The organism is Brevundimonas sp. CEF1 (assembly GCF_051353055.1).
GTDB lineage: Bacteria > Pseudomonadota > Alphaproteobacteria > Caulobacterales > Caulobacteraceae > Brevundimonas.
The window spans coordinates 1,653,266-1,676,769 of sequence record NZ_CP195593.1 but is presented as its reverse complement, the minus strand read 5'-3'; the positions used below and the strand labels follow the sequence as shown (position 1 = coordinate 1,676,769).

Genomic DNA, 23,504 nt, shown 5'->3' with positions numbered 1-23,504 from the left:
GTGGTGGAGCCGCGTCTGACGCTTCGTCCGTCAGGCGTGGCTCTACAGGGTCTGTCGCGCCAACGGGCAGACCCGGTCATAGAAGGCCTGGGTCGCCGGCGCCCGGCCGCCGCGCGACAGGATGAAGCGGTGCTCCACCACCATGGCCTGCTGCTCGATGTTCAGCCCGGTCCAGTCGCAAAGGTCGTCCAGCGGATAGGCGTAGGCGGCGGGACCGTCGCCCGCCCGCAGCTTGTTCAACAGCAGATTCAGCCCGTTCTGCGCCTGCCAGACATGGACCAGTTCATGAATGAAGACGGCCTGGGTCCGTAGCGGCGCGCGCGACAGGTCCGGTTCCAGCGTCTTCTTGGGCCAGACGATCCAGTCGCGCCCGAACCAGGCGCCAGGCACGAAGGCCCGATCAAACGGCCAGGGCGAGCCCAGGAAACGGATGTCGTCCAGCCTCAGCGCCGCGCCGAAGACCTCGCGCGCCAGCGCCGCCTCACCGTCCGCCAGCGGCCGTATCATATCCGGTCCATTCCCAATGCCACGGCTCGAATACATAGGGGGTGAAGCCGAAACGCGAAGCATTGGCCACCAGCCAGCGATAGGCCGGTCCCTGGGCCATGTGGCGGCGGCTCAGCGGATCGGTGGAATCCACCCCCATGCCGGCGACGTGGCCGACGTGAATATCGACGGCCGTTCCGGTTCTATGCGGTGAACAGACGGCGCGACGCACTCCGTCGCAATTGCCCTGCGCGGCGCATCTCGCGGCGTCGGCCTCCGGATCGCGGAAGCCTGAGAAGATCTGCATCAGTTCGGGGTCGGCGGCGATGGCGGGAACCTCGGCGCGGGCGGCGGCGGCCATGCGGCGATAGGCCTCCAGCACGTCGCGGCGCAGCAACCGCGTCATGCGCTGGGCATGTTCTTCTGCTGGATCGAGGTAGCCCAGCATGTTGATCGGCGGCGGTTCAGGGCATTCCCCCCTCACCCGCGCCATGACGAAGGGACGGCGCTCCTGCCACAGACCGCGAAACACCTGAAAGGTCGCCTGATCGAACTGCCCCGTCGCCGTCAGCCCGCGCCGGGCCTGGAACCCGGCCAGGGCCTCCGCGAAGGCAGGCGAGGCCGGGTCGCACGGCGTGCCGATCTCGCGCTGGATCAAGGGGGTATAGGTCTCCCAGCCCCATTCCGGCGCCCCGAACGGCGACCATTCCAGAGTGTAGAGCGAAATGCCGTTGGCCTGGGCCGCTCCGTCCCAGGCGCTGGTCGGCCGGTCGCAAATCTGGGCGCCGCCGTCGGCTGCGGCGGCGTCTCGAGCCTGAGCCGCTCCGGCGCCGCCGATGACCGCCACGAAGGCGGCGGCAAGGATCGCAAATCGCACTGACATAAGGACAGCAGGCCCCAGCTTTCCCCTGACCGCAAGCCCGACTTCGCGCCGTCGTCGAAAACCGGCATGGTGAAGCTGCGGCCGACTCAGGGCCGACCATGCCTGGACGCCCCATGTCATCTGCCGCCGCCGCTGACGCCCCTCGCCGGTCCAATGCCGTTCTGGCCGCCTTTTCCGGGCCCTGCCTGCCCCTGGCGGCCTTTGGCGTGGCCCTGCCCGTCACCCTGCCAGAGTTCTACGCTACCCATGTCGGTCTTGAACTGGGCGTAGTGGCCGCTGTCTTCATGGCGGTGCGGCTGATCGACATCGTCTTCGACCCCTTCATCGGCTGGGGCATGGACAAGACCAAGACGAAGTTCGGCCGCTACCGGCCATGGATGGCGCTGTCGACGCCGATCCTGATGCTGTCGGCCCTGATGATGTTCGTCCTGGTCCAACCGGGCGCCGGGCCGGCCTATCTGTTCGCCTGGTTGCTGGTCCTCTACCTCGGCTTCTCGATCGGCACCCTGGGCCAACTCGGCTGGGCGGCGGTTCTGGCGCCCCAGTACGACCAGCGCAGCCGCGTCTATGGCTGGTGGCAGGTGTTCAACATCATCGGCGTCATCCTGATCCTGATCTTGCCGACCGTAGTGGTGAAGTCCGGCATCGGCGACTACGCCGACGGCGTTCGCATCATGGGCTGGGCCATCCTGATCGCCCTGCCCGTCACCATCGGTCTGGCCATGGTCGCCGTGCCGGAACCGGTCAACGTCGGCGCCCCACCGCACGGCGGACCCGGTGCCTATCTGGCGCTGTTCGGCATGAAGACAGTGCGCAAGCTGCTGATCGCCGACCTGCTGTTGGGCGTCGCGCCCGGCATCACCGGCTCGCTGCTGTTCTTCTTCTTCGGCCAGATCAAGGGCTACGACCACACCCAGGCCTCGCTCTTCATGCTGTTCTATTTCGTAGCGGGTCTGGTCGGGGCGCCGATCTGGGCCTGGCTGGCCACCAAGATCGGCAAGGACAGGGCTTTGGCCGTCGCCAGCTTGATCTTCGCCGGTCTCTATATCGCCGCGACCCTGGTCCCTGGCGGCAACTTCGCCGTGACCGCCGCCGTCATGTTCATCGCCGGCCTGCCCTATGCGGCGGGACTGTTCCTGCTGCGGGCCATGATGGCCGACGCGGGCGATGAGGTGCGGCTGGAGACCGGCGTGGACCGCACCGGCCTGATGTTCTCCATCCTGTCGGCCACTACCAAGATCGGCCACGTCGTGGCGCTGATCCCCTACCTGATCCTGCAATGGGTGGGGTTCAAGGCCCTGCCGGGACCGGAGGGCAACAGCGAGTTTTCGTTGCTGATGCTGCAAATCCTGTTCATCGCCGTGCCGGGCCTGCTACTGGCGGGCGCCGCCTGGGTGCTGCGGGGCTATCCCCTGACGCCCAAACGGCATGATGAAATTCGCGAGGCGCTTGCCCTTCGCGACGCCGGGACCGCCTGAATGACCCACTCCGTCGACCGCCTGAAAGAGATCATGGTTCGCCTGCGCGATCCGAACGGCGGTTGCCCCTGGGATGTCGAACAGACCTTCGCGACCATCGCCCCCTATACAATCGAGGAAGCCTACGAGGTCGCCGACGCCATCGAGCGCGCCGACATGGAGGAGCTGAAGGTCGAACTGGGCGACCTGCTGTTCCAGGTCGTCTTTCACGCCCGCATGGCCGAGGAAGCCGGGCATTTCGCCTTCGACGACGTGGCCGAGGCCATGGCCGACAAGTTGATCCGCCGCCACCCGCACGTCTTCGCCGACGAAGCAGCCAAGCCCAGCGGCTCCGCCCAGAAGGCCCGCTGGGAGGACATCAAGGCCGCCGAGCGCAAGGCCAAGGAACAGCATGGCGTGCTGGACGACGTGCCCGTCGGCCTGCCCGCCCTGACCCGCGCGGCCAAGCTGACCAAGCGGGCCGGTCGTGTCGGTTTCGACTGGCCCTCGACCGACGAGGTCTTCGACAAGCTGGCCGAAGAGGTCGAGGAACTGCGCGTCGAGATCGCCGCCGGCGACAAGGACAAGGCGCGCGAGGAACTGGGCGACCTGTTGTTCGTCGTCGCCAACCTGGCCCGCAAGCTGGAGGTCGAGCCCGAAGACGCCCTGCGCGCCGCCAACGCCAAGTTCGTCCGTCGCTTCGGCTTCATCGAAGCCGAACTGGCCAAGGACGGCCGCACGCCGGAACAGTCCGACCTGGCCGAGATGGACGCCCTGTGGGACGCCGCAAAAGTCGCGGAACGGGGCTAGGCTTCAAGCGGATCGGGCGGCAGGCGCGCGATGAAATGGCCCTTCATGCACTCGGGCCAGTCGCGATAGGCCACCGCGCCGTTCGGACTGGCGGCGTAGAGGCGAGCGAAGGCGGTCACAGCCTGGGCCGCTTCCTGCGTCGGCGCGAAACGCCCGGCCAGATAAGCCGGCTTGCCCGCCTCGGACAGGTAGACGGCGCAATGGCTGACACAGGCCCACAGACAGGCCTGCTCCTCGACACGCAGATCATCGACGCCCTTTACCGCCGCTGAGACAGCATCCAGAAAACGGCGTCCCCCAGATAGACCGGCGGCGTCGGTCGGCTCATCGGCAGAGAAACGACAGGTCGTACAGACGACCAGACGCGCCGTCATCAGAACTCGACCCCCGCCTGCGCCTTCACCCCGCTACGGAAGGGATGCTTCACCATCTGCATGTCGGTGACCAGATCCGCGGCCTCGATCAAGACGTCGGGGGCGTTGCGGCCGGTGATGACGACGTGGGTGTCGGCCGGACGCGCAGCCAGGACCTGCAGCACTTCTTCGACCGGCAGATAATCGTAGCGCAGGGCGATGTTCAGCTCGTCGCAGACCACCATCTTCCACTCGGGATCCATGATCCGCGCCTTGGCCGCCTCCCAGGCCTTGCGGACATTGGCGATGTCGGCCGCGCGATCCTGGGTGTCCCAGGTAAAGCCCTCGCCCATCGGGCGCATCTCGACCAGATCGGGGAAGGCGTCGAACAGGTTCTGTTCGCCCGTCTCCATCGCCCCCTTTATGAACTGGATGATCGACGTCTTCATGCCATGGCCGATCATACGGCAAACCATGCCCAGGGCCGCCGTCGACTTGCCCTTGCCGGTTCCAGTATGGACGATGATCAAGCCCCGTTCGACCGTCTTGGTCGCCATCATCCGGGCGCGGGCGGCCTGAACCTTTTTCATCTTCTCGGCGTGGCGGGCGTTCAGATCGGCTTCGGTCATAGGGATGCGGCTCCTTGGGACGACAGGTCGAGTTCGAAGGCTTCCCCCCAAGCGGTCTCCGCACCCCGCCCGATGGCGGCGATGGCGCGGCTCATGGTCCCGTCGCGCGTCAATAGGCGGTCGGCCAGGCTCACGATCAGAGGGTTCGGAGTGGCGGTCGGGGCGATGGCGCGCAGGCGTCCGGCCCACGCTGTCTCTCGGCCCGGTTCCGAGCGAGCGCAGGCGATGACATAGGCCGCCGCTGTCGATCGGCTGACCCCCGCCCAACAATGGATCAGCAGAGGCCGCGCCCCGTCCCAGCTTGCGGCGAAGGCCAGCAGGGCAGCGACATCCGCCTCAGTCGGCGGCGTCAGCCCCACGCGAGGCTCGGCTATATCGTTGAATCTGAGGTCCAGGCGATGCCGCGGGGCGTCTCTCAGCGTCGCGTCGATATGGCCCGGCGAGGCCAGGCTGATCAGATGCGACGGCAGATACCGGGTCGCCAACTCGGCGACCTCATGCAGGGGCGCGACGATCAGCTTCATCCGACCGCCATCCCGGCGACGGCCAAGAGGAAACCGACTTCGAAGGCCTGTTCCACCGCGCCCAGGACGTCCCCGGTCCGCCCCCCGATCAGCCGCCATGCCAGCCAGGCCGGAACCGCGCCAAACACTAGGCCCAGGGCCAAGCCGCTCGCCCCCGTAGCCGGCGAAAAGAAGACCAGGGGCCACAAAGCGATCAGCACGGCCACGGTCAGGCCCAGCAGCGAGGCGCTATCAGGCCTGCCTTCCTTGGCCATGCCGGGGTCTCCGCCATAGGGCATGACCGTCATGGCTCCGACCGCCGCCGCGCGTCCCAGGCCATGCGCCGCCAACAAGGCGGCGGCTGCAAAAAAGGGCGAAAACTGCGCCAGCATGGCCAGGGCCGCCACGCGCAGCGCCAGCGTCAGCCCCAGCGCTAGCGCCCCATAGGAGCCCAGCCGACTGTCTTTCATGATCTCCAGGCGCCGCGCGCGCGTCAGGCCCCCGCCCAACCCGTCCGCTGTGTCGGCCAGGCCGTCCTCGTGAAAGCCCCCGGTCAAGACGACCCCCGCGGCCACGGCCAGCAGCGCCGCGATCCACGGGCTCCAGACCTGGGCCGCGCCATAGAGGACCAGCGCCGCTGCACCGCCAACCAACTGACCGACCAGCGGATAATAGCGCGCGCTTTGCTGTATCCATTCCGGTTGAAAACCGGCGAGTTGCGGCGTCGGAACGCGGGTCAGGAACTGAACTGCGCAGACGAACAGGCGCGCTTCGCGCCGGATCAACCCGCCGCCTCCAGCACGTCGGCCAGTTCGGCGACCTCGGACAAGAGGGCGCAGGCGACCTGAACCAGAGGCACGGCCAGAAGCGCGCCAGTCCCCTCGCCCAGCCGCATGTCCAGTTGCAGCAGAGGCCGGGCCTCCAGAACCTCCAGCATCAACCGATGCCCCGCCTCAGCCGAGGCGTGGGCGAACAGGCAATAGTCGCGTGCATTCGGCGCCAGGCGCACCGCCAGCAGGGCCGCCGCCGTTCCGATGAAACCGTCGACCAGCACCGGAACCCCGGCCCTTGCCGCCGCCAGGAGCGCCCCGGCCATCATGGCGATCTCATACCCGCCGAACTGAGTCAGAACCTCGAGCGGCGCCGTCGCGACCGACCGCGCCGCCGCCTGGGCCAGGACGGCGCGCTTTCGCGCCATGCCCTCCGGCGAGTGGCCTGCTCCCTCCCCCACGCAGTCGCCCAGCGGCGCGGGCGCCAGCCGGTGCATCAACAGGGCCGCCGAGGCGCTGTTGCCTATGCCCATTTCGCCCAATGCGATCAGGTTCGCGCCGTCGGCGATGGCCTCGTCGGCTACCCGCGCTCCCGCCAGCAGGGCAATCTCGGCCTGAGCAAGGGTCATCGCCGGCTCCACCGAGGCGTCCTCTGTTCCAGGCGCGACCTTGGCCTGAACCAGACCGGTGCGCCCAGACAAGTCCGCCGCCACCCCCGCGTCGATCACCCGGACCTCGGCCCCGACCACGCGGGCGAAGGCGTTGGCGCTGGCCCTGCCCGCCAGCAGCGTATCCACCATGGCCACGGTCACGCCCGAGGGAAAAGCCGCCACGCCCGAGCGCGTCAGGCCATGATCCCCCGCGAACACCAGTAGCACAGGTCGCGCTGCCGAGGGGATCAGCCGTCCCTGGATCAGGCCCAACCTCAGCGCCAGTTCCTCGACCCGGCCGAGCGCGCCTGGCGGCTTGGCCTTGCCGTTCAGCGCGGCTTTCAGCGCGCCCTGCAATGACCGATCCAGAACAGGCACGGTCAGAAGGTCGGTCAAGTCACTCATGTCAGGCCTGCGATCCGGCTCAGCGCCGCAATGTCGAAATGCGTTTCCAGAACGGCGGCGATACGGTCCAGGGCCTGATCGACGCGAACGGTCTGATCGACGCCGCTCGACTCCGTTCCCAGTTCGGCCAACAGGGCCGCCCGCGCCTCGGGCCGGTCGAACAGTCCGTGGACATAGAGGCCCGTGATCTTGCCGTCCGCCGAGGTCGCGCCGTGCGGTTGATCGCCGATGCAGGCTGCCGGACGTGCAGCGTCAGGGCCGTCTGTGCGGCCGATATGGATTTCATAGCCCTCGAAGGCGCCGCCCGAGGCCGCCATCTGCCCTTCGACGCGTCGCAAGGTCTTGTCCCCGGCCAGAACCGTTTCAACGTCCAGCAACCCGAGCCCCGGCGCCGCCCCGGCGACGCCTTCGATCCCGTCGGGGTCGCTGATCGTCCGGCCCAGCATCTGATAGCCGCCGCAGACGCCCAGAACGCGTCCACCCCGCCGAACGTGGGCCGCGATGTCCACGTCCCAGCCCTGCGCCCGCAAGAAGGCCAGATCGGCCAACGTGGCCTTGGTTCCTGGCAGGATGACAAGATCGGCGTCGCCCGGCAGAGCCTGTCCCGGCGGAACGAAGCCGAAGTCCACGCCCGGTTCGTGTCTCAATGGATCAAAATCGTCAAAGTTGGCGATGCGCGACAGCATGGGCACGACGATGCGGACGCGGCGCTCCGCCCCCGGCCCTGCCGTGCGATCCAGAACCACCGCGTCCTCAGCCGGCAAGGACCGGGCATCGGCCAGCCAGGGCGCCATGCCCAGATCGGCCCACCCGGTGCGCTGCTCTATCTCGGCGCGACCTTGATCAAACAGCGCAGGATCACCCCGGAACTTGTTGATCAAAAAACCTTTGATCATTTCACCATCCGCCTCGTCCAGCACGGCGCGAGCGCCGACCAGGGCGGCGATCACATGGCCCCGGTCAATGTCGCCGACCAGGACGACCGGCACGCCAGCGGCCCGCGCGAAGCCCATGTTGGCGATGTCCCCGGCGCGCAGATTGGTCTCGGCCGGACTGCCCGCCCCCTCGACGATCACCAGATCGGCTTCGGCCTCCAGACGACGAAAGCTGTCCAGCACCACGTCCAGCAGCGCAGCCTTGCGGTCCTGATAGCCTGCCGCCTGCCAGACGCCCTCGACCCGACCGCGAACGACCAGTTGCGCACCCGTATCGCTCTGCGGCTTCAGCAGCACCGGGTTCATGTCCACGCTTGGCGGCGTGCGGCAGGCCAGGGCCTGCAGCGCCTGGGCGCGCCCGATTTCGCCCACGCGCCCCTCGGCGTCGGGCACGGTGACGGCGGCGTTGTTGGACATGTTCTGCGGCTTGAACGGCCGTACCGTGAGGCCGCGATTGGCGAACAGACGGCACAGGCCCGCGACCAGCACCGACTTCCCCACGTCCGAACCGCAGCCCTGGATCATCAACGCGGCCATGCGAAGCCTCCGGCGATCAGAATCAGCATCAGAACGACACAGGCGACGCCATAGACACGAAGGCCGCGATGAAGATCATGGGCGCGCGGGTGCGCCCAGTCTCCGAAATCAGGTCGGTAGGTCATGACGCCCTCATAGCGAACCGGACCGCCCAATCGAACGCGAAGCGCTCCGGCCATGGCGGCTTCTGGCCAGCCGGCGTTGGGCGAAGCGTGCTTGCCTGCATCGCGCCACATGATGCGCCAACCCTGCCAGCCGCCGAGCGCGATCAGCGCCCCCGCAATCCGCGCGGGAACCCAGTTCATCACGTCGTCGGTCCGCGCCGCCGCCCAGCCGAAAGCCCGCCACCGCGGCTCCATGTGGCCGATCATGCTGTCAGCAGTGTTGATCGCCTTGTAAGCGAACAGCCCCGGCAGGCCGCCGATGACAAACCAGAAGACGGGCGCCACCACCCCGTCGCAGAAACTCTCGGCCAGGCTTTCCAGCGCGGCGGTGGCGACCTCGCCCTCGTCCATCGCCTCGACGTCGCGGCCGACGATCATGCCGACCGCCAGCCGCGCGGCGGGCAGGTCGCCTACGCTTAGTGGACGGGAAACCGCGCGAACATGCTCGAACAAGCTGCGCGCCGCCATCCCCGTCGCCCCCCAGATCACAAGTATCGCCAGGCCCGGCCAGAAGGACGCCGTGGCGGCCAAGCGCTCGACGCCCCAGCCCGCTCCGCCCGCCACGACCACCAGGATCATGACGGTCAGGACGCCCAGAACCCTTCGCGTCCTTGCCGACCATTCTGGGCGGTTCCAGCGCCGCTCCAGCGTCGCGATCAAGCCGCCGATCCATACGACCGGATGGCTCAGGCGACGCGGCCAGCCGACCGCGCCCTCGACCAGCAGGGCGCCGGCGACGATCCAGGGCGTCGCGACGCTAGCGGGCACGACCGACCATCTCCAGCACCGGGCCGCGCGCCCCCTCCAGCGTGCGCGCTTCAACGCCATAGGCCGCCTTCAGCACGGCGGGCGACAAGGCCTCGGCCGGGACCGCGTCAGCCAGCACCCGCCCCTCGGCCAAGACGATGACCCGATCGGCCACGCGCAACGCCGCGTCGAGATCGTGCAAGGTCAGGACTACGCCCCGCCCCTCCTCGTCCGCCAGCCGCCGAAACAGGTCGCAGGCGTCCAGCACATGGCCGGGATCGAGCCCGGCCAGCGGCTCGTCGGCCAACAGCCATTGCGGATCGCCCGCCAGCGCCCGCGCGATCAGGACCCGCGCCCGCTCGCCGCCCGACAGGGTCGAGACCACGCGGTCGGCGAAGCCCCCCACACCGGTCACGGCCATGGCGCGATCCACGGCTGCATGATCGTCCGCCCTCAACCCCCAGGCCCCGACATAGGGGGTCCGGCCCAGACCGATGAAGGTGCGACCGTCCACCGCCCAGGCGATCTCGGCATTCTGGGGCAGGTAGGCGATGCGGCGCGCCCGCTCACGTGGCGGCAGATCACGCAAAGGGCGTTCACCTAGCGTCACCCGCCCGGCGTCGGGCTTTCTCAGGGCCGCCAGACAATCCAGCAGGGTCGACTTGCCCGCCCCGTTCGGCCCTACCACCGCCGTCACCAGCCCCGGCGCGAAGGCGGCGCTGACGCCGTTCAGGACCGTCTTCTCGCCCAGACGGACGGACAGGTTCTCCGCGCTCAGAAGGTTCATGCCAGCTTCCTCCGCATGCCGATCAACAGGGCGAGGAAGAAGGGTCCGCCCAGAGCCGCCATGGCCACGCCCAGCTTGATCTCGGCCGCCGACGGCGTCAGCCGCACCAGTATGTCCGCCGCCAGCACAAGCGCCGCCCCGCCCAAAGCCGAGGGCAGCAGCAGGCCGCTGGGCCGGGCGCCGATCAGGGGCCGCAGCAGATGCGGCACGATCAGGCCGACGAAGCCGATCGACCCCGTCACCGCCACCGCCGACCCGACCGCCAGAGCCGCGCCGAGCGCCAGCATCAGGCGACCGATGTCCAGCCTTACGCCCAGCGACCGCGCACCGTCCTCGCCCAGCGTCAGGGCGTCCAGCGTCCGCCCCTGGGTCATCAGCAGCAGACAGCCCAGGATCATGCCGGGCGCCGCCAGCTTCAGCTCGACCATGCTGCGGTCGGCCAGCGAGCCCATCAGCCAGTTGACGATCTCGTTCACAGCCCAGGGGTTGGGCGCCAGGTTCAACGCCAGCGCCACCCCGGCGCCGGCCATGGTCTGGATCACCACGCCCGCCAGAATGAAGGTGACGACGCTGCTGGTCGCCCCCGCCAGAGCCAGCAGCAACAGGACGCCCGCGCCCGCTCCCACCATGGCCGCCACCGGCAGCACCCACGGCGCGCTGGCCGCCGCCCCCAGATAGAAGGTCAGCACCGCCCCCAGCGCCGCCATGGTCGAGACGCCGAGCATCCCCGGATCGGCCAGCGGATTGCGCGTATAGCCCTGCAGCGCCGCCCCGGTCAGGCCCAGCACCGCACCGACCATCAGGGCCAGGATGGTGCGCGGCAGGCGCAGTTCAAACAGGATAGCCCAGGCCGGATCACCGCGCTGGGCGGCCCAGTCGCTCCAGGGTATCCAGACGCGCCCGGCGCTCATGCTGGCGATGGACAGGACGACGATCAGGACCAACAGTCCGATCAGGGTCAAGGATCTCGGCAAGGTCATAGGGCCTCCAGCGCCGTCCGGCGCGCCTGAGCCAGGGCGGCGGCGGTCTGGATCAGCACCGGGCCGCCGCAATAGAGCAGCTTCTCGTCCAGTTGCGCCTGCACCATCCGCCTAGACAGCGAGGCCAGCGCCGGGTGACGCATCACCCGATCGGCCCAGGTGCGCGAGCCCAAGGCGGGCGTGCCGCTGAGCAGGACCTGCGGCGGATCGGCCAGCAGTCGCTCGACCGGGACATTGCCCCATTTGCCCAGGCCATAGCGCCCGGCGACGTTGTCGAACCCCGCGCGGGTCATCATCTCGTCCATCAGGGTGCCGCGCCCGGCGGCGAAGCCGTTGGGCTGATAGATCAGGGCCTTCAGCGGTTGCGATCCAGGCGGCGGCGCGGCGGCGGCGATGGCGGCCTCGATGCGAGCGATCAGGGCCTCGCCGCGCGCCGGGCGACCGACCAGACGCGCCACCTCGCGCACCTGGCCCAGACTGGCCGCCACGCTGTCGGGCACGGCGAACAGCTCGGTCGGGATATTCATCCGGCCGAGGGCGTTGCGGGTGGCCAGGGCGCTGTGGCGACTGGTCAACACCAGATCAGGCCGCAGGGCGATGACCTCCTCCGCCGTCTCCCATGTATAGGGCAGGGTCTTGGCCACCTCGGAAATGGTCGAACCGACCGGCTCGCGCGCATAGTGACTGAGGGCGGCGATCTGCCCTCGGTCGGCGACGTGGACCAGGATGGCGTCGAGGCAGGCGTTCAGCGACACCACGCGGCGCGGCGCGGCTTTCGCCACGGCCGGCGCGACGATGAGCGCGGCCCCCGCGCCTATCAAGGCTCCTCGCCGTGTCGCGCTCATGCGAAGGCCTCCAGCGCGCGTTGCAGACGCGGGAAGTCGCGCTCGGTCGGCACGCCGAAACGCAAACCATCGGGCGTATGAGCGAAGGGTCGCGTCAGAATACCGGCCTCGCACAGATGCTGGAACCAGCGCGCGGCGTGCGGCGTGCGCGTCATGCGGAACAAGCTTGTCCCGCCGACGATCTGAAACCCCGCCTCCGCCAGCAGATCGTCGAGCCGGTCCGTGCGCTCGGCCAGAGCCCTTTCGGTCCGCGCGCGCCAATCCAGATCGGCATAGGCGCCCCGCCCCATGGTCAGGGCGTCGGCGCCAACGGGCCAATCCCCTAGAAGGGCGCGCAAGTGCTGCACCAGATCCGGCGCCGCCAGCATGAAGCCCAGCCTGACCCCCGCCAGTCCATAGAACTTGCCGAACGAGCGTAGGACGATCAGGCCCGGCTCGACCACGTCCGACACGCTGTCGTCTGGCGCGCATTCGATGAAGGACTCGTCCACCACCAGCCAACGCCCCACCGCCGAGCGCGCACGAGCCATGGCGATCAGGTCGGCGCGCCGGGTCAAGCGACCGTCGGGATTGTTCGGGTTGACGATGACCAGCACGCCCGCCTGCGACGCCGCCGCCTGATCCGCTGCGATCAGACGCGTCGCCACGCCCGCCGCCCGCCAGGACTCGGCATGGGCGCCATAGGTTGGACCGACGATCTCGACCGAGCGCACGCCCAGCAACAGGGGCAGCAGACGGATCGCCGCTTCGGCCCCGGCAGTCGCCGCCATCCGATCCGGCGCACAGCCGAACGCGGACGCCGCGACCGCTTCCAACGCGACCAGGGCGCCGGGATCGGGCAGACGGTTCAGTTCCGCCTCCGCCGCACGCGGCCCACGCCACGGCTCGGGATTGATGCCGGTGGACAGGTCCAGCCAGGGTCGCGGCGCGTCGGGACAGGCGGCGGCGGCCTTCAGCAGACCGCCGCCGTGTCGGGTCGCCGTCGTCAGAAACGCGGCGTCCTGCATCGGATCAGAACCGGACGCGAACGCCGCCGAACACGCCACGACCAGCCGTGCCGTAGTTCAGGACCGTCTGATAGTCTTCGTCAAAGGCGTTCTCGACCCGACCATAGACTTCGAGGTTGTCGTTGATCGGATAGGAGGCCCGGAGGTCGACCAGGGTGTATTCGCCCACGACGACGGTGTTGGCGTCGTTGTTGAACGTCTCGCCGACATAGCGCACAGCCACGCCCGTCTTCAGGCCAAAGGCGAAGGCGTAGTCGGCTGCGACGTTGGCCATGTGTTCAGGGCGGCGTGTCAGACGCTTGCCGTCCGTGGCGCCCGATGCGCTCTTGGCGTCGGTCCAGGTGTAGTTGGCGCTGAGGTTCAGGCGCTCCGTCACATCCACGCGGCCGATCAGCTCGACCCCCTGGGCCTCGGTCTTCTGGACGTTGCGGTAATAGCCCCAGCGGCCCGCGCCGTTGACGGTGCACAGCGGGTCCGTCGAGGGCGTCGAGCAGCCGTTGTAGCGGATCTCGTTGTCGGCCTGACGGTTGAAATAGGTCGCCGAGACGACGGCGCGGTCGAACAGGCGCTGCTCGACGCCGACTTCCCAGCTGTCGAACTCTTCCGGCTGCAGCGTCAAATTGCCGTACTCGCTGTAGAGCTCATAGAGGCCCGGCGCCCGGAAGCCCTGGCCCCAGCTGGCGCGCACGACGGTTTCGCCGTCGTTCAGGGCCCAGGCCGCCGCGACCTGACCCAGCAGGTTGTCGCCGTATTGTGCATGGTCGTCGTAGCGCAGGCCGCCGGTCAGGGTCAGACCGTCCAGCACCGTCCACTGCACCTGGCCATAGGCGCTGTTCAACTCGGCCTCGCCGCGACCGAAGGCCGGGTTCGGGTTCCAGTCGCCGGGCGAGCGGGTCTTCATCTCCGACTTCTCGTGCTCCAGGCCGAAGGTCGCGTTCAGGGCCTCGGTGAAGGCGAAGGCGCCCTGGTATTCCCAGCGGCGGTTCTGGCCCTCGGCGTCGAAGGTCAGGGTCTGGACCTTGTTGTCCGGGTTGAAGTTGCGGCGATCCGTGTCGGTGTGGGCGTAGCCGATGCGGTTGCGAAACCGGCCGTCCAGCAGGTCGAAGTTCAGGCCTGCGTAAGCGACCAGCTCCTGGGTCTTGCCGTATTCGCGGCTGTCGCCGTTGAAGGCGTCGAAGTCGTTCTGACCGCTCGACCAGACCGAGCGCAGATCCAGCGACACCGCGTCCGTGATCTTGAGGTTCAGACGGCCCGACAGCCCGGTGTTGGTATAGCCATCATCCTCTGTCCCTTTGGCGAAGGCCGAGAAGCCGTCAGTGTCATAGCGGCTGGCGGCCAGACGCCAGCTCAGGCGGTCGTTGGCGCCGCCGATGCCGCCGCGGAAATAGGTGGTGCCGCGCGCGCCGGCCTCGGCGTCGAGCGAGCCTTGCAGAGCCTCGGTCGGTTCGGCCGTGACGATATTGATCACGCCGCCGATGGCCTGGCTGCCCCACAGGGTCGACTGGGCGCCGCGCAGCACCTCGATGCGGGCCGTATCACCGACCAGCAGGTTGCCGAAGTTGAAGCCGCCCTGGGTCGAGGACGGGTCGTTCAGCTTGACCCCGTCGATCAGGACGACGGTGTGCTGGCTCTCGGCGCCGCGAATATTGACGCCCGTGGACGTGCCGACGCCGCCGTTTCGGGTGAAGCTGACGCCCGGCGTCTGGGCCAGAAGTTCGGCCACGGCGGGGGTCTGGCGCGCCTCGATGGCGGTCTGGGTCAGGACGGTGACGGAAGCGCCGACGCGCTCGATCGGCTGGGCCGAACGGTTGGCGGTGACGATGACGTCGGCCACGGCGGTGGCGCCGGCGCGACCGGCCACGTCAGGCGCGGCGGCCTGCTGGTCGGTGACTTCGGCAGCGAAAGCAGGCGCGGCGGCCAGAAGGCTGGCGGCGGCCAGGGTAGCGAATGCGGTCCGGTTCATTCCGGTTCTCCATATGACGACGCCGCGCCGGACCGACCAACGCCCGGATGAGCGAAAGCGGCCGCTGACGCGGCTGGTTTACGACTGTCGTCACACGAGTTGCCTCGACCGCTCGGCACATCCCGACCGCGCGGAGAACGACGGCGACAGGCAGGTCTCCTGGCTCGCGGATCAAGGCCGGTGCGCGTCGCCTTCCCAGAAGTCGTTCAGGCCGTGGCCTTCCGAACCGCCAGTGGCGTATGACGCGCGGGCTAGCCGCTTACAGTTGCGGGAACAGCCGGAGTTTCACACTCCGTTCCCTTTTGATCCCCTTTCGGGGAACCTGACGCGACCGTGGCAGTAGGACCGCGCGCCCCACAGGTCAACCGGAGAGACGAAGCATGGCCATCACCCTGGTCCTCGGCGGCGCCCGCTCGGGCAAGAGCGGCTACGCCCAAAGGCAGGCCGAACTGGCGGCGTCGGTATCGGGCCGCCCTCCCCTGATGATCGCCACGGCCGAGGCCTTTGACGACGAGATGCGCGACCGCATCGACCGTCACCGCGCCGAACGCGGCGGCGACTGGCGCACGTTGGAAGCGCCGCTGCATCTGGCCGCCGCCGTTCGCGACCTGACCGCCGACGACGTCGCAGTCATCGACTGCCTGACCCTGTGGCTCAGCAATCAGATGCTGGGGGATCACGACCTGTCCGCCGCCGTCGATGATCTGACGGCCGCGCTGGCCAGCTGCCCCGCCAGCCTGTGGGTGGTCAGCAATGAGGTCGGCTGGTCCCTGGTGCCCGACAACGCCCTGGGCCGCCGCTTCCGTGACGAGGCCGGACGGTTGAACCAACGGATCGCCGCTGTCGCCGACAGCGCTTGCCTGATCGTCGCCGGGTTGAAGCTGGACCTGCACACCTGACGCGCTGGCGGCGCTGAAAATCCGGTTGGAGGTGCTAGATCGATCCGGCGACCATCGCGTCGAGACGGTCGCGCGTGAGGGAGACGACGACGTCTTCGCGCCGCTGGCCACAGGGGTTGTGCACGACCTCTACGCCTCCATCCCCGCCGACGCCTTCCGCTCCCTGGGCCAGGATCGTCGCCAGGCGCTGTAGGCGGTGCGTCGCCTTCCCGACGATGATCCCCTGCCCTGTTCGCCGCCGCCGAGGCGCGCGAGCGCGGCGCCCGCGAACTGGGCGCGGAGCCCGACGCCCATCTGCCCCTGATGCCGCTGGGCGAGCACGTCGCCGCCGACTATCAGACCGCGCGCCTGTCGTTGTAGGCCCACCCCATGGCTGTCCTGCGTCCCGTCTTCGCCGCCGATCGGGTGCTGACCTGCGCCGCGACGGAAGGCCGGCACGGCGGCTCCCTGGTGAAGGTCGCGGGCGTGGTCCTGGTGCGTCAGCGGCCGGGCAAGGGCAACGCCGTCTTCGTCACCTTGGAAGACGAGACCGGCATCACCAACCTAGTGCTGTGGGCGCGGATGCTGGACCAGTTTCGGCGAGAGATCATGGGCGCCCGCCTGATGCAAGTCGAAGGCGTGGTCGAGAAAAGCCCTGAGGGCGTGGTCCATGTCGTCGCCCGCCGCATCATCGACCGCAGCGCCGAACTGTCCCGCCTGTCAGAGGATCATCAAACCGAGATCGAGTTGGCCCGCGCCGACATCGTCGCCCACCCGCAACCGCCGCGCCATCCCCCGCATCGACATCCGCGCGATGTGCGTATCCTGCCCGGCTCGCGGGACTTCCACTGATCCGATCAGAGGTCGTCCACCCGCTGTTCCGCCGCCTGAACCTCTGCCTTCATCCAGCGGACGAAGGCGCGGGCCGGTTCGGATACGCCGCTGCGACGGGTCAGGACGTGATAGGCCATATCGGTGGCGAAGGCGCCGTCCGCGAACGGCGACACCAGTCGCCCCGAAGCCAGATCCTCAGCCACGAAGGCGTAGGGCGCCAAGGCCACGCCCTGGCCATGGGCGGCGGCCTCGATGGCCAGGGCCGTCTGGTCGAAGCGCGGGCCGGCTGTCGCGTCGATGGCGTCGATCCCCTTGGCCTTCAGCCATGCGGCCCAGTCCGGGCGTGGCTCTTCCATTTCGCTGGCGCGCAGATGAATCAGGACATGCTGGGCCAGATCGGACGGACGCTTCAGCGCCTTGGGACCCGTCAGCAGGGCCGGACTACACACCGGGGTCACATCCGCCGACAGCAGAGGCTCGGACCGCACGCCGGAATAGTCGCCTCGACCATAGCGGACCGCCACATCCACCCGCCCGCCGCCGACGTCGGCCAGCCGCATGTCAGCCGACATCCAGACCTCCACCTCCGGGTGGGCCGCCGCGAACCGGGCGATGCGCGGGGCCAGCCATTTGGCGGCGAAGGACGGCGGGACGCTGACGGCCAGGGCGTGACGACGGTCAGGACGATAAAGCAGGTCCCCGGCCCGCTTCAGGTAGTCGAAGCCGTCGTGCAGCAACGGATAGAGCTCGGCCCCCAGTTCGGTCAGGGCGATCTGACGTCCCTCGCGGTGGAATAGGGGCGCGCCTGCGTGTTCCTCCAGAATGCGGATCTGCTGGCTGATGGCGCCAGGCGTGACCGACAACTCCTCGGCAGCGCGGGTGATGTTCAGGCGACGCGCCGCCGCCTCGAACGCCTTCAGGGCGTTCAGCGGCGGGATGCGACTGTCGACAGCGACGTCTTTCTTGCGGCTCATCGGTTCAGCCACTCCGGCGTCGGCAGGCCGCGCGCGGTCAGGAAGGCGGGGTCATAGACCTTGCTGGAATAGCGCTGGCCGGAGTCGCACAGGACGGTGACGATGGTCTTGCCCGGCCCCAAATCGCGCGCCATGCGGATGGCCCCGGCGATATTGACCCCGCTGGACGGGCCCAGCGACAGGCCCTCGTTCTTCACCAGATCGAACAGGATGGGCAGGAACTCGGCGTCCTCGATGCGATAGGGATGATCGACCGCCAGCCCCTCCAGATTGCCGGTGATCCGGTTGACCCCGATGCCCTCGGTGATCGAACTGCCCTCGCCCTTCAGCACGCCCTCGGTGAACCAGCTGTAGAGGGCGGCGCCCGGCACGTCGGCCAGACCAATGGCGATTTCGGGTTTCTGTTCGCGCAAGTAGGCGGCGCATCCGGCCAGGGTCCCGCCCGAGCCGACGGCGCAGATGAAGCCGTCGATATTCCCATCCGTCTGCTTCCAGATTTCCGGGGCCGTGGCCTCATAGTGGGCTTGGCGGTTGGCCAGGTTGTCGAACTGATCGGCGTAGAAGGCGCCGGCCGGCTCGCTCTCGTTCAGTTCCTCGGCCAGTCGGCGGGAATAGGCGACGAAGTGATTGGGGCTGGCGAAGGGCGCCGGATCGACCTCGATCAGACGCGCGCCGTGCAGGCGAACCGCCCGCTTCTTCTCGTCCGTCTGGCTGCGCGGCATGACGATGACGACCGGGTGGCCCAGGGCCGCCCCGACCAGGGCCAGACCGATGCCGGTATTGCCCGCCGTGCCCTCGACGATGACGCCGCCGGGCTTCAGCGCGCCCGACGCCCGCGCCTTGCGAATAATGCTGAGCGCCGCACGATCCTTGATCGACCCGCCGACATTCATGAACTCGGCCTTGCCCAGGATCTCACAGCCGGTCAGTTCCGACGCGCCCTTAAGGCGCACCAGAGGCGTATTGCCGATCAGGCCGAGAACATCAGGCGCGACGATCATGGAAAATCCGAACCGTGGAGAGAGGGCGCCCCTCTTAGCCACAGTTCAGATTTTCTAACAACCGGATCAGATGTGGATGACGCGTCCGTAAGCGTCCAGAGCCGCCTCGTGCATGGCTTCCGACATGGTCGGGTGCGGATAGACGATGCCGTGGATGTCTTCCTCGGTCGCTTCCATGGTGATGGCGGTGACGTAGCCCTGGATCATCTCGGTCACTTCGTGGCCGATCATGTGGGCGCCGATCAGGGCGCCGGTCTTGGCGTCGAAGATGACCTTGACGAAGCCGTCGACCTCGCCCGCCGCCACGGCCTTGCCGTTCACGCGGAACGGGAAGCGGCCGATCTTGACCTCGCGCTTGTCGGCGCGTGCGCCCTGCTCGGTGACGCCGACCGAGGCGACCTGAGGCTGGGCGTAGGTGCAGCCGGCGATGGGCGAATGGACGTTCGGGGTCTTGTAGGCGGCGATGTGCTCGGCGGCGTGGATGCCTTCGTGGCTGGCCTTGTGCGCCAGCCAGGGCGCGCCGGCGCAGTCGCCGATGGCGTAGAGGCCCTTGACGTTGGTCTGGCAGTGGCTGTCGGTCTTGATGTGACCGCGGTCCAGTTCGACGCCCAACGCCTCCAGGCCGATGCCGTCGGTGTTGGCGGTGATGCCCACGGCCGAGATGCAGACCTCAGCCTCCAGGGTTTCGGCCTTGCCGTTTACTTCAACAGCGACCTTCACGCCATTGGAATCCTTGGACACCTTCGTGACCTTGGCGCCGACCTTGAACTTGATGCCGCGCTTCTCGAACGACTTCTGCGCGGCCTTCGAGACCTCTTCGTCCTCGACCGGCATGATGCGATCGACGGCTTCCACCACAGTCACTTCAGCGCCCAGGGCGCGATAGAAGCTGGCGAACTCGATGCCGATGGCGCCCGAGCCGATGACCACGAAAGTCTTGGGCAGCTTCTTCGGCGCCAGAGCATCGCGGTAGGCCCAGATCTTGTCGCCGTCGGCTTCCAGGCCGATCTGCGGCAGGGCGCGGGCGCGGGCGCCGACGGCCAGCATGACGGTCTTGGCCTCGATGGCGCGCGTGCCGCCGGCCTTCAGGGCCACGACGACCTTGGGAGCGACAGCGCCCTTCTCAAGCGTGGCCGATCCCTCGATCACCTCGATCTTGTTCTTCTTCATCAGGAAGCCGATGCCCTTGTTCATCGTCGCCGCGACCCCGCGCGAGCGCTGGATGATGGCGTCGAAGTCAAAGGCCGCGCCCGTGGCGGACAGGCCGTACTCCTTGAGGTGGCTCAGGCTTTCGAACTTCTCGCCCGACTTCAGCAGGGCCTTGGTCGGGATGCAGCCCCAGTTCAGGCAGATGCCGCCCAGGTTCTCGCGCTCGATGATGGCGACCTTCAGGCCCAACTGGCTGGCGCGGATCGCCGCGACGTAACCGCCGGGGCCCGAACCGATGACGACGAGATCGAATTCAGCAGCCATGATCAGATCAACTTCTCGATGTCGGCCTTGATGGCCGCGGGTTCAGTCTGGGGCGAATAGCGCGCGACGACGCGGCCTTCGCGGTCGGTCAGGAACTTGGTGAAGTTCCACTTGATGGCCTGGGAGCCCAGGAAGCCGCGCTTCTGCTTGGTCAACCAGGCATAGAGCGGGTGCCGGCTCGGCCCGTTGACCTCCACCTTGTCGAACAGGGGGAAGGTGACGTCGAAGCTGGTGGCGCAGAAGGCGGCGATTTCCGCCGCCCTGCCCGGCTCCTGCTGGCCGAACTGGTTGCAGGGAAAGCCCAGAACCTCGAACGGCGCGTCGGCGAAGTCGCGGTGCAGCTTCTCCAGCCCGTCATACTGACCGGTGAAGCCGCACTTGGACGCCGTATTGACGATCAGCAGCGCCTGCCCGCGAAAGCGGTCCAGCGCCACGTCCGTGCCGTCGATGGCGCGGGCGGAGAAGTCATAGACCGAGGTCATGACCTCACCCCTCCCCTTAAGCCAGCATCGCCACGGGATCTTCGATCAGCGGCTTGAACGCCTGCAGGAAGCGAGCGCCCGTCGCGCCGTCGACCACGCGGTGATCGCAGGTCAGGGTCACAGTCATGACCGTGGCCACAGCCAGTTGGCCGTCCTTGACGACCGGACGTTGCTCGCCGGCGCCCACGCTCATGATGCAGCCCTGCGGCTCGTTGATGATCGAGCTGAACGACTTGATGCCGAACATGCCCAGGTTGGACACCGAGAAGGTGCCGCCCTGGAACTCTTCGGGCTTCAGCTTGCGTTCGCGGGCGCGCTTGGCCAAGTCCTTGGACTCGGTCGCGATCTGCGCCAGGCCCTTGGTCTCGGCCTTCTTGATGATCGGGGTGATCAGGCCGCCGTCGATCGCCACCGCCATCGAGACGTCGGCGTTGTGGTGCATGGCGATGCCCTCAGGCGTGTAGGAGGCGTTCGCCTCCGGCACGATCTTCAGCGCCAGGGCCGCGGCCTTGATGACGAAGTCATTGACCGAGACCTTGATGCCCTGCGGCTCCAGCATCTTGTTCACCTTGGCGCGGACGGCCATCAGCTGGTCGATCTCGACGTCGATGAAGAGCGGGAAGTGCGGGACGTTCTGGATGCTGTCGACCATGCGGCGCGCCACGGCCTTCTTCATCCCGTCCAGAGGAATCAGGTCGTAGCTGCCGTCCGGAATGCCCATCTGGGCCAGCGACTGTGCTTGACGCGGGGCGATGCCCGAGGTCGCGGCGGCGGTCGCCGTCGAGGCGGCGGGTTGAGCCGCCCCCTTCGGAGCCCCCTCCACGTCGCGCTTGACGATACGACCGTGCGGGCCAGTGCCTTTGATCGACTTCAGATCGACGCCGTTCTGGGCGGCGATGCGACGGGCCAGGGGCGAGGCGAAGATGCGTTCGCCGCTGTCAGACTTCGGCGCTGCCGGGGCGGGGGCGACCGGCGCCGCAGCCTTGGTGGCTTCGGCCGGTGTGGCCACAGCCTTCGAAGCTTCTTCGGCTTTGGCGGCTGGTTTGGGCGCAGCAACGCCGCCCTCGTCCTTCAGACGGGCGATCGGGGTGTTGACCTTCACGCCCTCGGCACCTTCCGGCACCAGGATTTCCAGCACTTCCCCCTCATCGACGGCCTCGACTTCCATCGTCGCCTTGTCGGTCTCGATCTCGGCGATGACGTCGCCGGCGGAGACAACGTCCCCGACCTTGACGTGCCACTTGGCCAGAACGCCCTCTTCCATGGTCGGCGACAGGGCCGGCATAAGAATATCGGTCATTGGGCGCCTCCGTTCTGCTGTTCAGTCCTCAGACGATGACCGTCTTCCCAGCCCGCCAAAATTCTTTCCAGCGTCTCTTTCTGGTCCAAGCCAGGACCAGCGGCGTAGGCATTCGAAAAATGCCACGCCAAGTCGGACAAAACGATACCGATCAACATCGGATCCTGGGCAGCCGGCCGAATGACCATTTCAGGCCGATCACCAGACCACCAAATCCGGGCCAACTCGACGACACGATCCAGCGGCTGGCTGAAAACCTGATCTGGAACCGGCAGCGATTGAGTGTCTATCGTCAGATCATGCGCGTCGGTCACGCCATCACCTGCTTCACGGCGGCGATGATCTTGTCCACGCCCGGCAGCGACAAGGCTTCCAGGTTGGCGGCGTAGGGCAGAGGCACGTCTTCCTGGTGCACGCGCAGCGGCGGGGCGTCCAGATAGTCAAAGGCGTGCTCGATCACGCGGGCTACGACCTCGGCGCCGACGCCCATCGGCCCCCAACCTTCTTCGGCCGAGACCAGACGGCTGGTCTTCTTGACGCTTTCGACAATGGTTTCGTGATCAAGCGGACGCAGGGTGCGCAGGTCGACGACCTCGGCCGAAATGCCTTCCTCGGCCAGCTTCTCGGCGGCCTGAAGGGCGAAACCGACCATGCGGCTGTGGGCCGTGATGGTGACGTCCGTGCCTTCACGGCGAACCTTGGCCTTGCCGATCGGCAGGACATAGTCCTCGACGTCCGGCACGTCGAACTCGGTGCCGTACAGCATTTCGTGTTCGAGGAAGACAACCGGGTTCGGGTCGCGGATGGCGGCCTTCAGCAGGCCCTTTGCGTCTGCGGCGTCATAGGGCGCGATGACCTTCAGGCCCGGAACCTGGGCGTACCAGGCCGAGTAGTCCTGGCTGTGCTGGGCGCCGACGCGGCTAGCGGCGCCGTTGGGGCCACGGAAGACGATGTCGGCGCGGATCTGACCGCCGGACATGTAGAGGGTCTTGGCGGCCGAGTTGATCACGTGGTCGATGGCCTGCATGCCGAAGTTCCACGTCATGAACTCGACGATGGGCTTCAGACCCGCCATGGCGGCGCCGACGCCGAGACCGGCGAAGCCGTGCTCGGTGATCGGGGTGTCGACCACGCGGCGGTCGCCGAACTCCTGCAGCAGGTCACGGCTGACCTTGTAGGCGCCCTGATACTGGGCGACTTCCTCGCCCATCAGGAAGACGCGGTCGTCGCGGCGCATTTCCTCGGCCATGGCGTCGCGCAGGGCGTCGCGGATGGTCGTCTTGACCAGCTTGGCGTCGGCCGGGATTTCCGGATCACGAAGTTCGACCTTGGGCGCAGCCGGAGCGGCGGCGCTCGTCGGGGCGGCGGCGGGCGCAGCCTCGGCCTTGGGCGCGGGAGCAGGCGCGGCGTCTTCGCCGGCCAGACGGGCGATCGGCGTATTGACCTTCACGTTCTCGGAGCCTTCCGGCACCAGGATCTCCAGCACTTCGCCTTCATCGACGGCTTCGACTTCCATCGTCGCCTTGTCGGTTTCGATCTCGGCGATCACCTGGCCGGCCGACACGGTGTCGCCCGCCTTGATGTGCCACTTGGTCAGCGTGCCCTCTTCCATCGTGGGGGACAGCGCCGGCATCAGAATGTCGGTCACGGA

Annotated in this window: 26 protein-coding genes and 1 riboswitch; of the genes, 5 read left to right on the top strand and 21 right to left on the bottom strand. The window is 68.0% G+C overall.

The genetic code is table 11. From position 1 onward, the window contains the following. Positions 1–42: 42 nt before the first annotated feature. Together ACR9FL_RS08760 and ACR9FL_RS08755 are read right to left on the bottom strand one after the other, a co-directional pair. Positions 43–507 (bottom strand): hypothetical protein, encoded by a 465-nt coding sequence (locus ACR9FL_RS08760; protein ID WP_436358015.1) that lies wholly within the window; start codon positions 505–507, stop codon positions 43–45. After that, entirely contained in the window at positions 482–1,369 is an 888-nt protein-coding gene (locus ACR9FL_RS08755; protein WP_296173783.1) for a D-alanyl-D-alanine carboxypeptidase family protein, read from the bottom strand. The genes ACR9FL_RS08760 and ACR9FL_RS08755 overlap by 26 nt, the downstream gene beginning before the upstream one ends. A 113-nt stretch (positions 1,370–1,482) precedes the next feature. Here ACR9FL_RS08755 and ACR9FL_RS08750 point away from each other — a divergent pair, with 113 nt between their 5' ends. Then, on the top strand, positions 1,483–2,847 hold the full coding sequence (locus ACR9FL_RS08750) for an MFS transporter (protein WP_296173782.1): 1,365 nt from the start codon (positions 1,483–1,485) through the stop codon (positions 2,845–2,847). Beyond that, positions 2,848–3,636: a nucleoside triphosphate pyrophosphohydrolase gene (gene mazG, locus ACR9FL_RS08745; protein WP_436358014.1), complete on the top strand. Its 789-nt coding sequence runs from the start codon at positions 2,848–2,850 to the stop codon at positions 3,634–3,636. It abuts the gene before it with no gap. Here the strand turns inward: mazG and ACR9FL_RS08740 are convergent. The 12 genes from ACR9FL_RS08740 to ACR9FL_RS08685 are packed head-to-tail and all read right to left on the bottom strand — an operon-like array spanning position 3,633 to position 14,911. After that, positions 3,633–4,010 (bottom strand): DUF1636 family protein, encoded by a 378-nt coding sequence (locus ACR9FL_RS08740; protein WP_436358013.1) that lies wholly within the window; start codon positions 4,008–4,010, stop codon positions 3,633–3,635. The two genes, mazG and ACR9FL_RS08740, sit on opposite strands and share 4 nt — an antisense overlap. Beyond that, complete coding sequence (gene cobO / locus ACR9FL_RS08735) at positions 4,010–4,618, bottom strand: cob(I)yrinic acid a,c-diamide adenosyltransferase (protein ID WP_436358012.1); 609 nt, start codon at positions 4,616–4,618, stop codon at positions 4,010–4,012. Before cobO ends, ACR9FL_RS08740 begins: the two co-directional genes overlap by 1 nt. Then, positions 4,615–5,142, bottom strand: coding sequence for a tyrosine phosphatase family protein (locus tag ACR9FL_RS08730; protein ID WP_436358011.1), 528 nt, complete (start codon positions 5,140–5,142; stop codon positions 4,615–4,617). Before ACR9FL_RS08730 ends, cobO begins: the two co-directional genes overlap by 4 nt. After that, positions 5,139–5,906 (bottom strand): adenosylcobinamide-GDP ribazoletransferase, encoded by a 768-nt coding sequence (locus ACR9FL_RS08725; RefSeq protein WP_436358010.1) that lies wholly within the window; start codon positions 5,904–5,906, stop codon positions 5,139–5,141. Before ACR9FL_RS08725 ends, ACR9FL_RS08730 begins: the two co-directional genes overlap by 4 nt. Then, on the bottom strand, positions 5,903–6,946 hold the full coding sequence (gene cobT / locus ACR9FL_RS08720) for a nicotinate-nucleotide--dimethylbenzimidazole phosphoribosyltransferase (protein ID WP_436358009.1): 1,044 nt from the start codon (positions 6,944–6,946) through the stop codon (positions 5,903–5,905). Before cobT ends, ACR9FL_RS08725 begins: the two co-directional genes overlap by 4 nt. After that, positions 6,943–8,418, bottom strand: coding sequence for a cobyric acid synthase (locus ACR9FL_RS08715; protein WP_296173774.1), 1,476 nt, complete (start codon positions 8,416–8,418; stop codon positions 6,943–6,945). The genes cobT and ACR9FL_RS08715 overlap by 4 nt, the downstream gene beginning before the upstream one ends. Beyond that, complete coding sequence (gene cbiB, locus ACR9FL_RS08710) at positions 8,406–9,350, bottom strand: adenosylcobinamide-phosphate synthase CbiB (RefSeq protein WP_436358008.1); 945 nt, start codon at positions 9,348–9,350, stop codon at positions 8,406–8,408. Before cbiB ends, ACR9FL_RS08715 begins: the two co-directional genes overlap by 13 nt. Next, entirely contained in the window at positions 9,340–10,116 is a 777-nt protein-coding gene (locus ACR9FL_RS08705; RefSeq protein ID WP_436358007.1) for an ABC transporter ATP-binding protein, read from the bottom strand. Before ACR9FL_RS08705 ends, cbiB begins: the two co-directional genes overlap by 11 nt. Continuing rightward, a complete protein-coding gene (locus ACR9FL_RS08700) occupies positions 10,113–11,096 on the bottom strand; it encodes a FecCD family ABC transporter permease (protein WP_436358006.1) in 984 nt (327 codons plus the stop codon). Before ACR9FL_RS08700 ends, ACR9FL_RS08705 begins: the two co-directional genes overlap by 4 nt. Continuing rightward, entirely contained in the window at positions 11,093–11,941 is an 849-nt protein-coding gene (locus ACR9FL_RS08695) for an ABC transporter substrate-binding protein (protein WP_436358005.1), read from the bottom strand. The genes ACR9FL_RS08700 and ACR9FL_RS08695 overlap by 4 nt, the downstream gene beginning before the upstream one ends. After that, complete coding sequence (gene cobD / locus ACR9FL_RS08690; RefSeq protein ID WP_436358004.1) at positions 11,938–12,948, bottom strand: threonine-phosphate decarboxylase CobD; 1,011 nt, start codon at positions 12,946–12,948, stop codon at positions 11,938–11,940. The genes ACR9FL_RS08695 and cobD overlap by 4 nt, the downstream gene beginning before the upstream one ends. 4 nt (positions 12,949–12,952) lie before the next feature. Further along, the gene (locus tag ACR9FL_RS08685; protein ID WP_436358003.1) at positions 12,953–14,911 is read right to left on the bottom strand and encodes a TonB-dependent receptor plug domain-containing protein; all 1,959 of its coding nucleotides are present in this window, start codon (positions 14,909–14,911) and stop codon (positions 12,953–12,955) included. A 132-nt stretch (positions 14,912–15,043) separates the two neighbouring features. Further along, positions 15,044–15,252, bottom strand: a riboswitch (cobalamin riboswitch). A gap of 39 nt (positions 15,253–15,291) precedes the next feature. On the opposite strand from ACR9FL_RS08685, the gene cobU reads away from it, so the two are divergent. The 3 genes from cobU (at position 15,292) to ACR9FL_RS08670 (ending at position 16,641) form a co-directional block, all read left to right on the top strand. Continuing rightward, the gene (gene cobU / locus ACR9FL_RS08680; RefSeq protein ID WP_436358002.1) at positions 15,292–15,810 is read left to right on the top strand and encodes a bifunctional adenosylcobinamide kinase/adenosylcobinamide-phosphate guanylyltransferase; all 519 of its coding nucleotides are present in this window, start codon (positions 15,292–15,294) and stop codon (positions 15,808–15,810) included. Positions 15,811–15,841: 31 nt separating this feature from the next. Then, positions 15,842–16,003 (top strand): hypothetical protein, encoded by a 162-nt coding sequence (locus tag ACR9FL_RS08675; protein ID WP_436358001.1) that lies wholly within the window; start codon positions 15,842–15,844, stop codon positions 16,001–16,003. A 176-nt stretch (positions 16,004–16,179) separates the two neighbouring features. Then, positions 16,180–16,641: an OB-fold nucleic acid binding domain-containing protein gene (locus ACR9FL_RS08670; protein ID WP_436358000.1), complete on the top strand. Its 462-nt coding sequence runs from the start codon at positions 16,180–16,182 to the stop codon at positions 16,639–16,641. Between the two features lie 5 nt (positions 16,642–16,646). On the opposite strand, the gene gcvA is transcribed toward ACR9FL_RS08670, so the two are convergent. The 7 genes from gcvA to ACR9FL_RS08635 form a co-directional block, all read right to left on the bottom strand. Further along, positions 16,647–17,597 carry a transcriptional regulator GcvA gene (gene gcvA, locus ACR9FL_RS08665; protein WP_296173761.1) on the bottom strand — a complete coding sequence of 317 codons (951 nt, stop codon included), beginning with the start codon at positions 17,595–17,597 and terminating at the stop codon, positions 16,647–16,649. Then, entirely contained in the window at positions 17,594–18,598 is a 1,005-nt protein-coding gene (locus ACR9FL_RS08660; protein ID WP_436357999.1) for a cysteine synthase A, read from the bottom strand. The genes gcvA and ACR9FL_RS08660 overlap by 4 nt, the downstream gene beginning before the upstream one ends. 66 nt (positions 18,599–18,664) lie before the next feature. Then, positions 18,665–20,071 (bottom strand): dihydrolipoyl dehydrogenase, encoded by a 1,407-nt coding sequence (gene lpdA / locus ACR9FL_RS08655; protein WP_436357998.1) that lies wholly within the window; start codon positions 20,069–20,071, stop codon positions 18,665–18,667. 2 nt (positions 20,072–20,073) lie between these two features. Beyond that, on the bottom strand, positions 20,074–20,553 hold the full coding sequence (locus ACR9FL_RS08650; RefSeq protein WP_296174476.1) for a glutathione peroxidase: 480 nt from the start codon (positions 20,551–20,553) through the stop codon (positions 20,074–20,076). A gap of 16 nt (positions 20,554–20,569) precedes the next feature. After that, on the bottom strand, positions 20,570–21,853 hold the full coding sequence (locus tag ACR9FL_RS08645; RefSeq protein WP_436357997.1) for a pyruvate dehydrogenase complex dihydrolipoamide acetyltransferase: 1,284 nt from the start codon (positions 21,851–21,853) through the stop codon (positions 20,570–20,572). Beyond that, positions 21,850–22,167: a DUF5076 domain-containing protein gene (locus tag ACR9FL_RS08640; RefSeq protein WP_296174472.1), complete on the bottom strand. Its 318-nt coding sequence runs from the start codon at positions 22,165–22,167 to the stop codon at positions 21,850–21,852. Before ACR9FL_RS08640 ends, ACR9FL_RS08645 begins: the two co-directional genes overlap by 4 nt. Then, a complete protein-coding gene (locus tag ACR9FL_RS08635) occupies positions 22,164–23,501 on the bottom strand; it encodes a pyruvate dehydrogenase complex E1 component subunit beta (protein WP_296174470.1) in 1,338 nt (445 codons plus the stop codon). The genes ACR9FL_RS08640 and ACR9FL_RS08635 overlap by 4 nt, the downstream gene beginning before the upstream one ends. Positions 23,502–23,504: the final 3 nt, after the last annotated feature.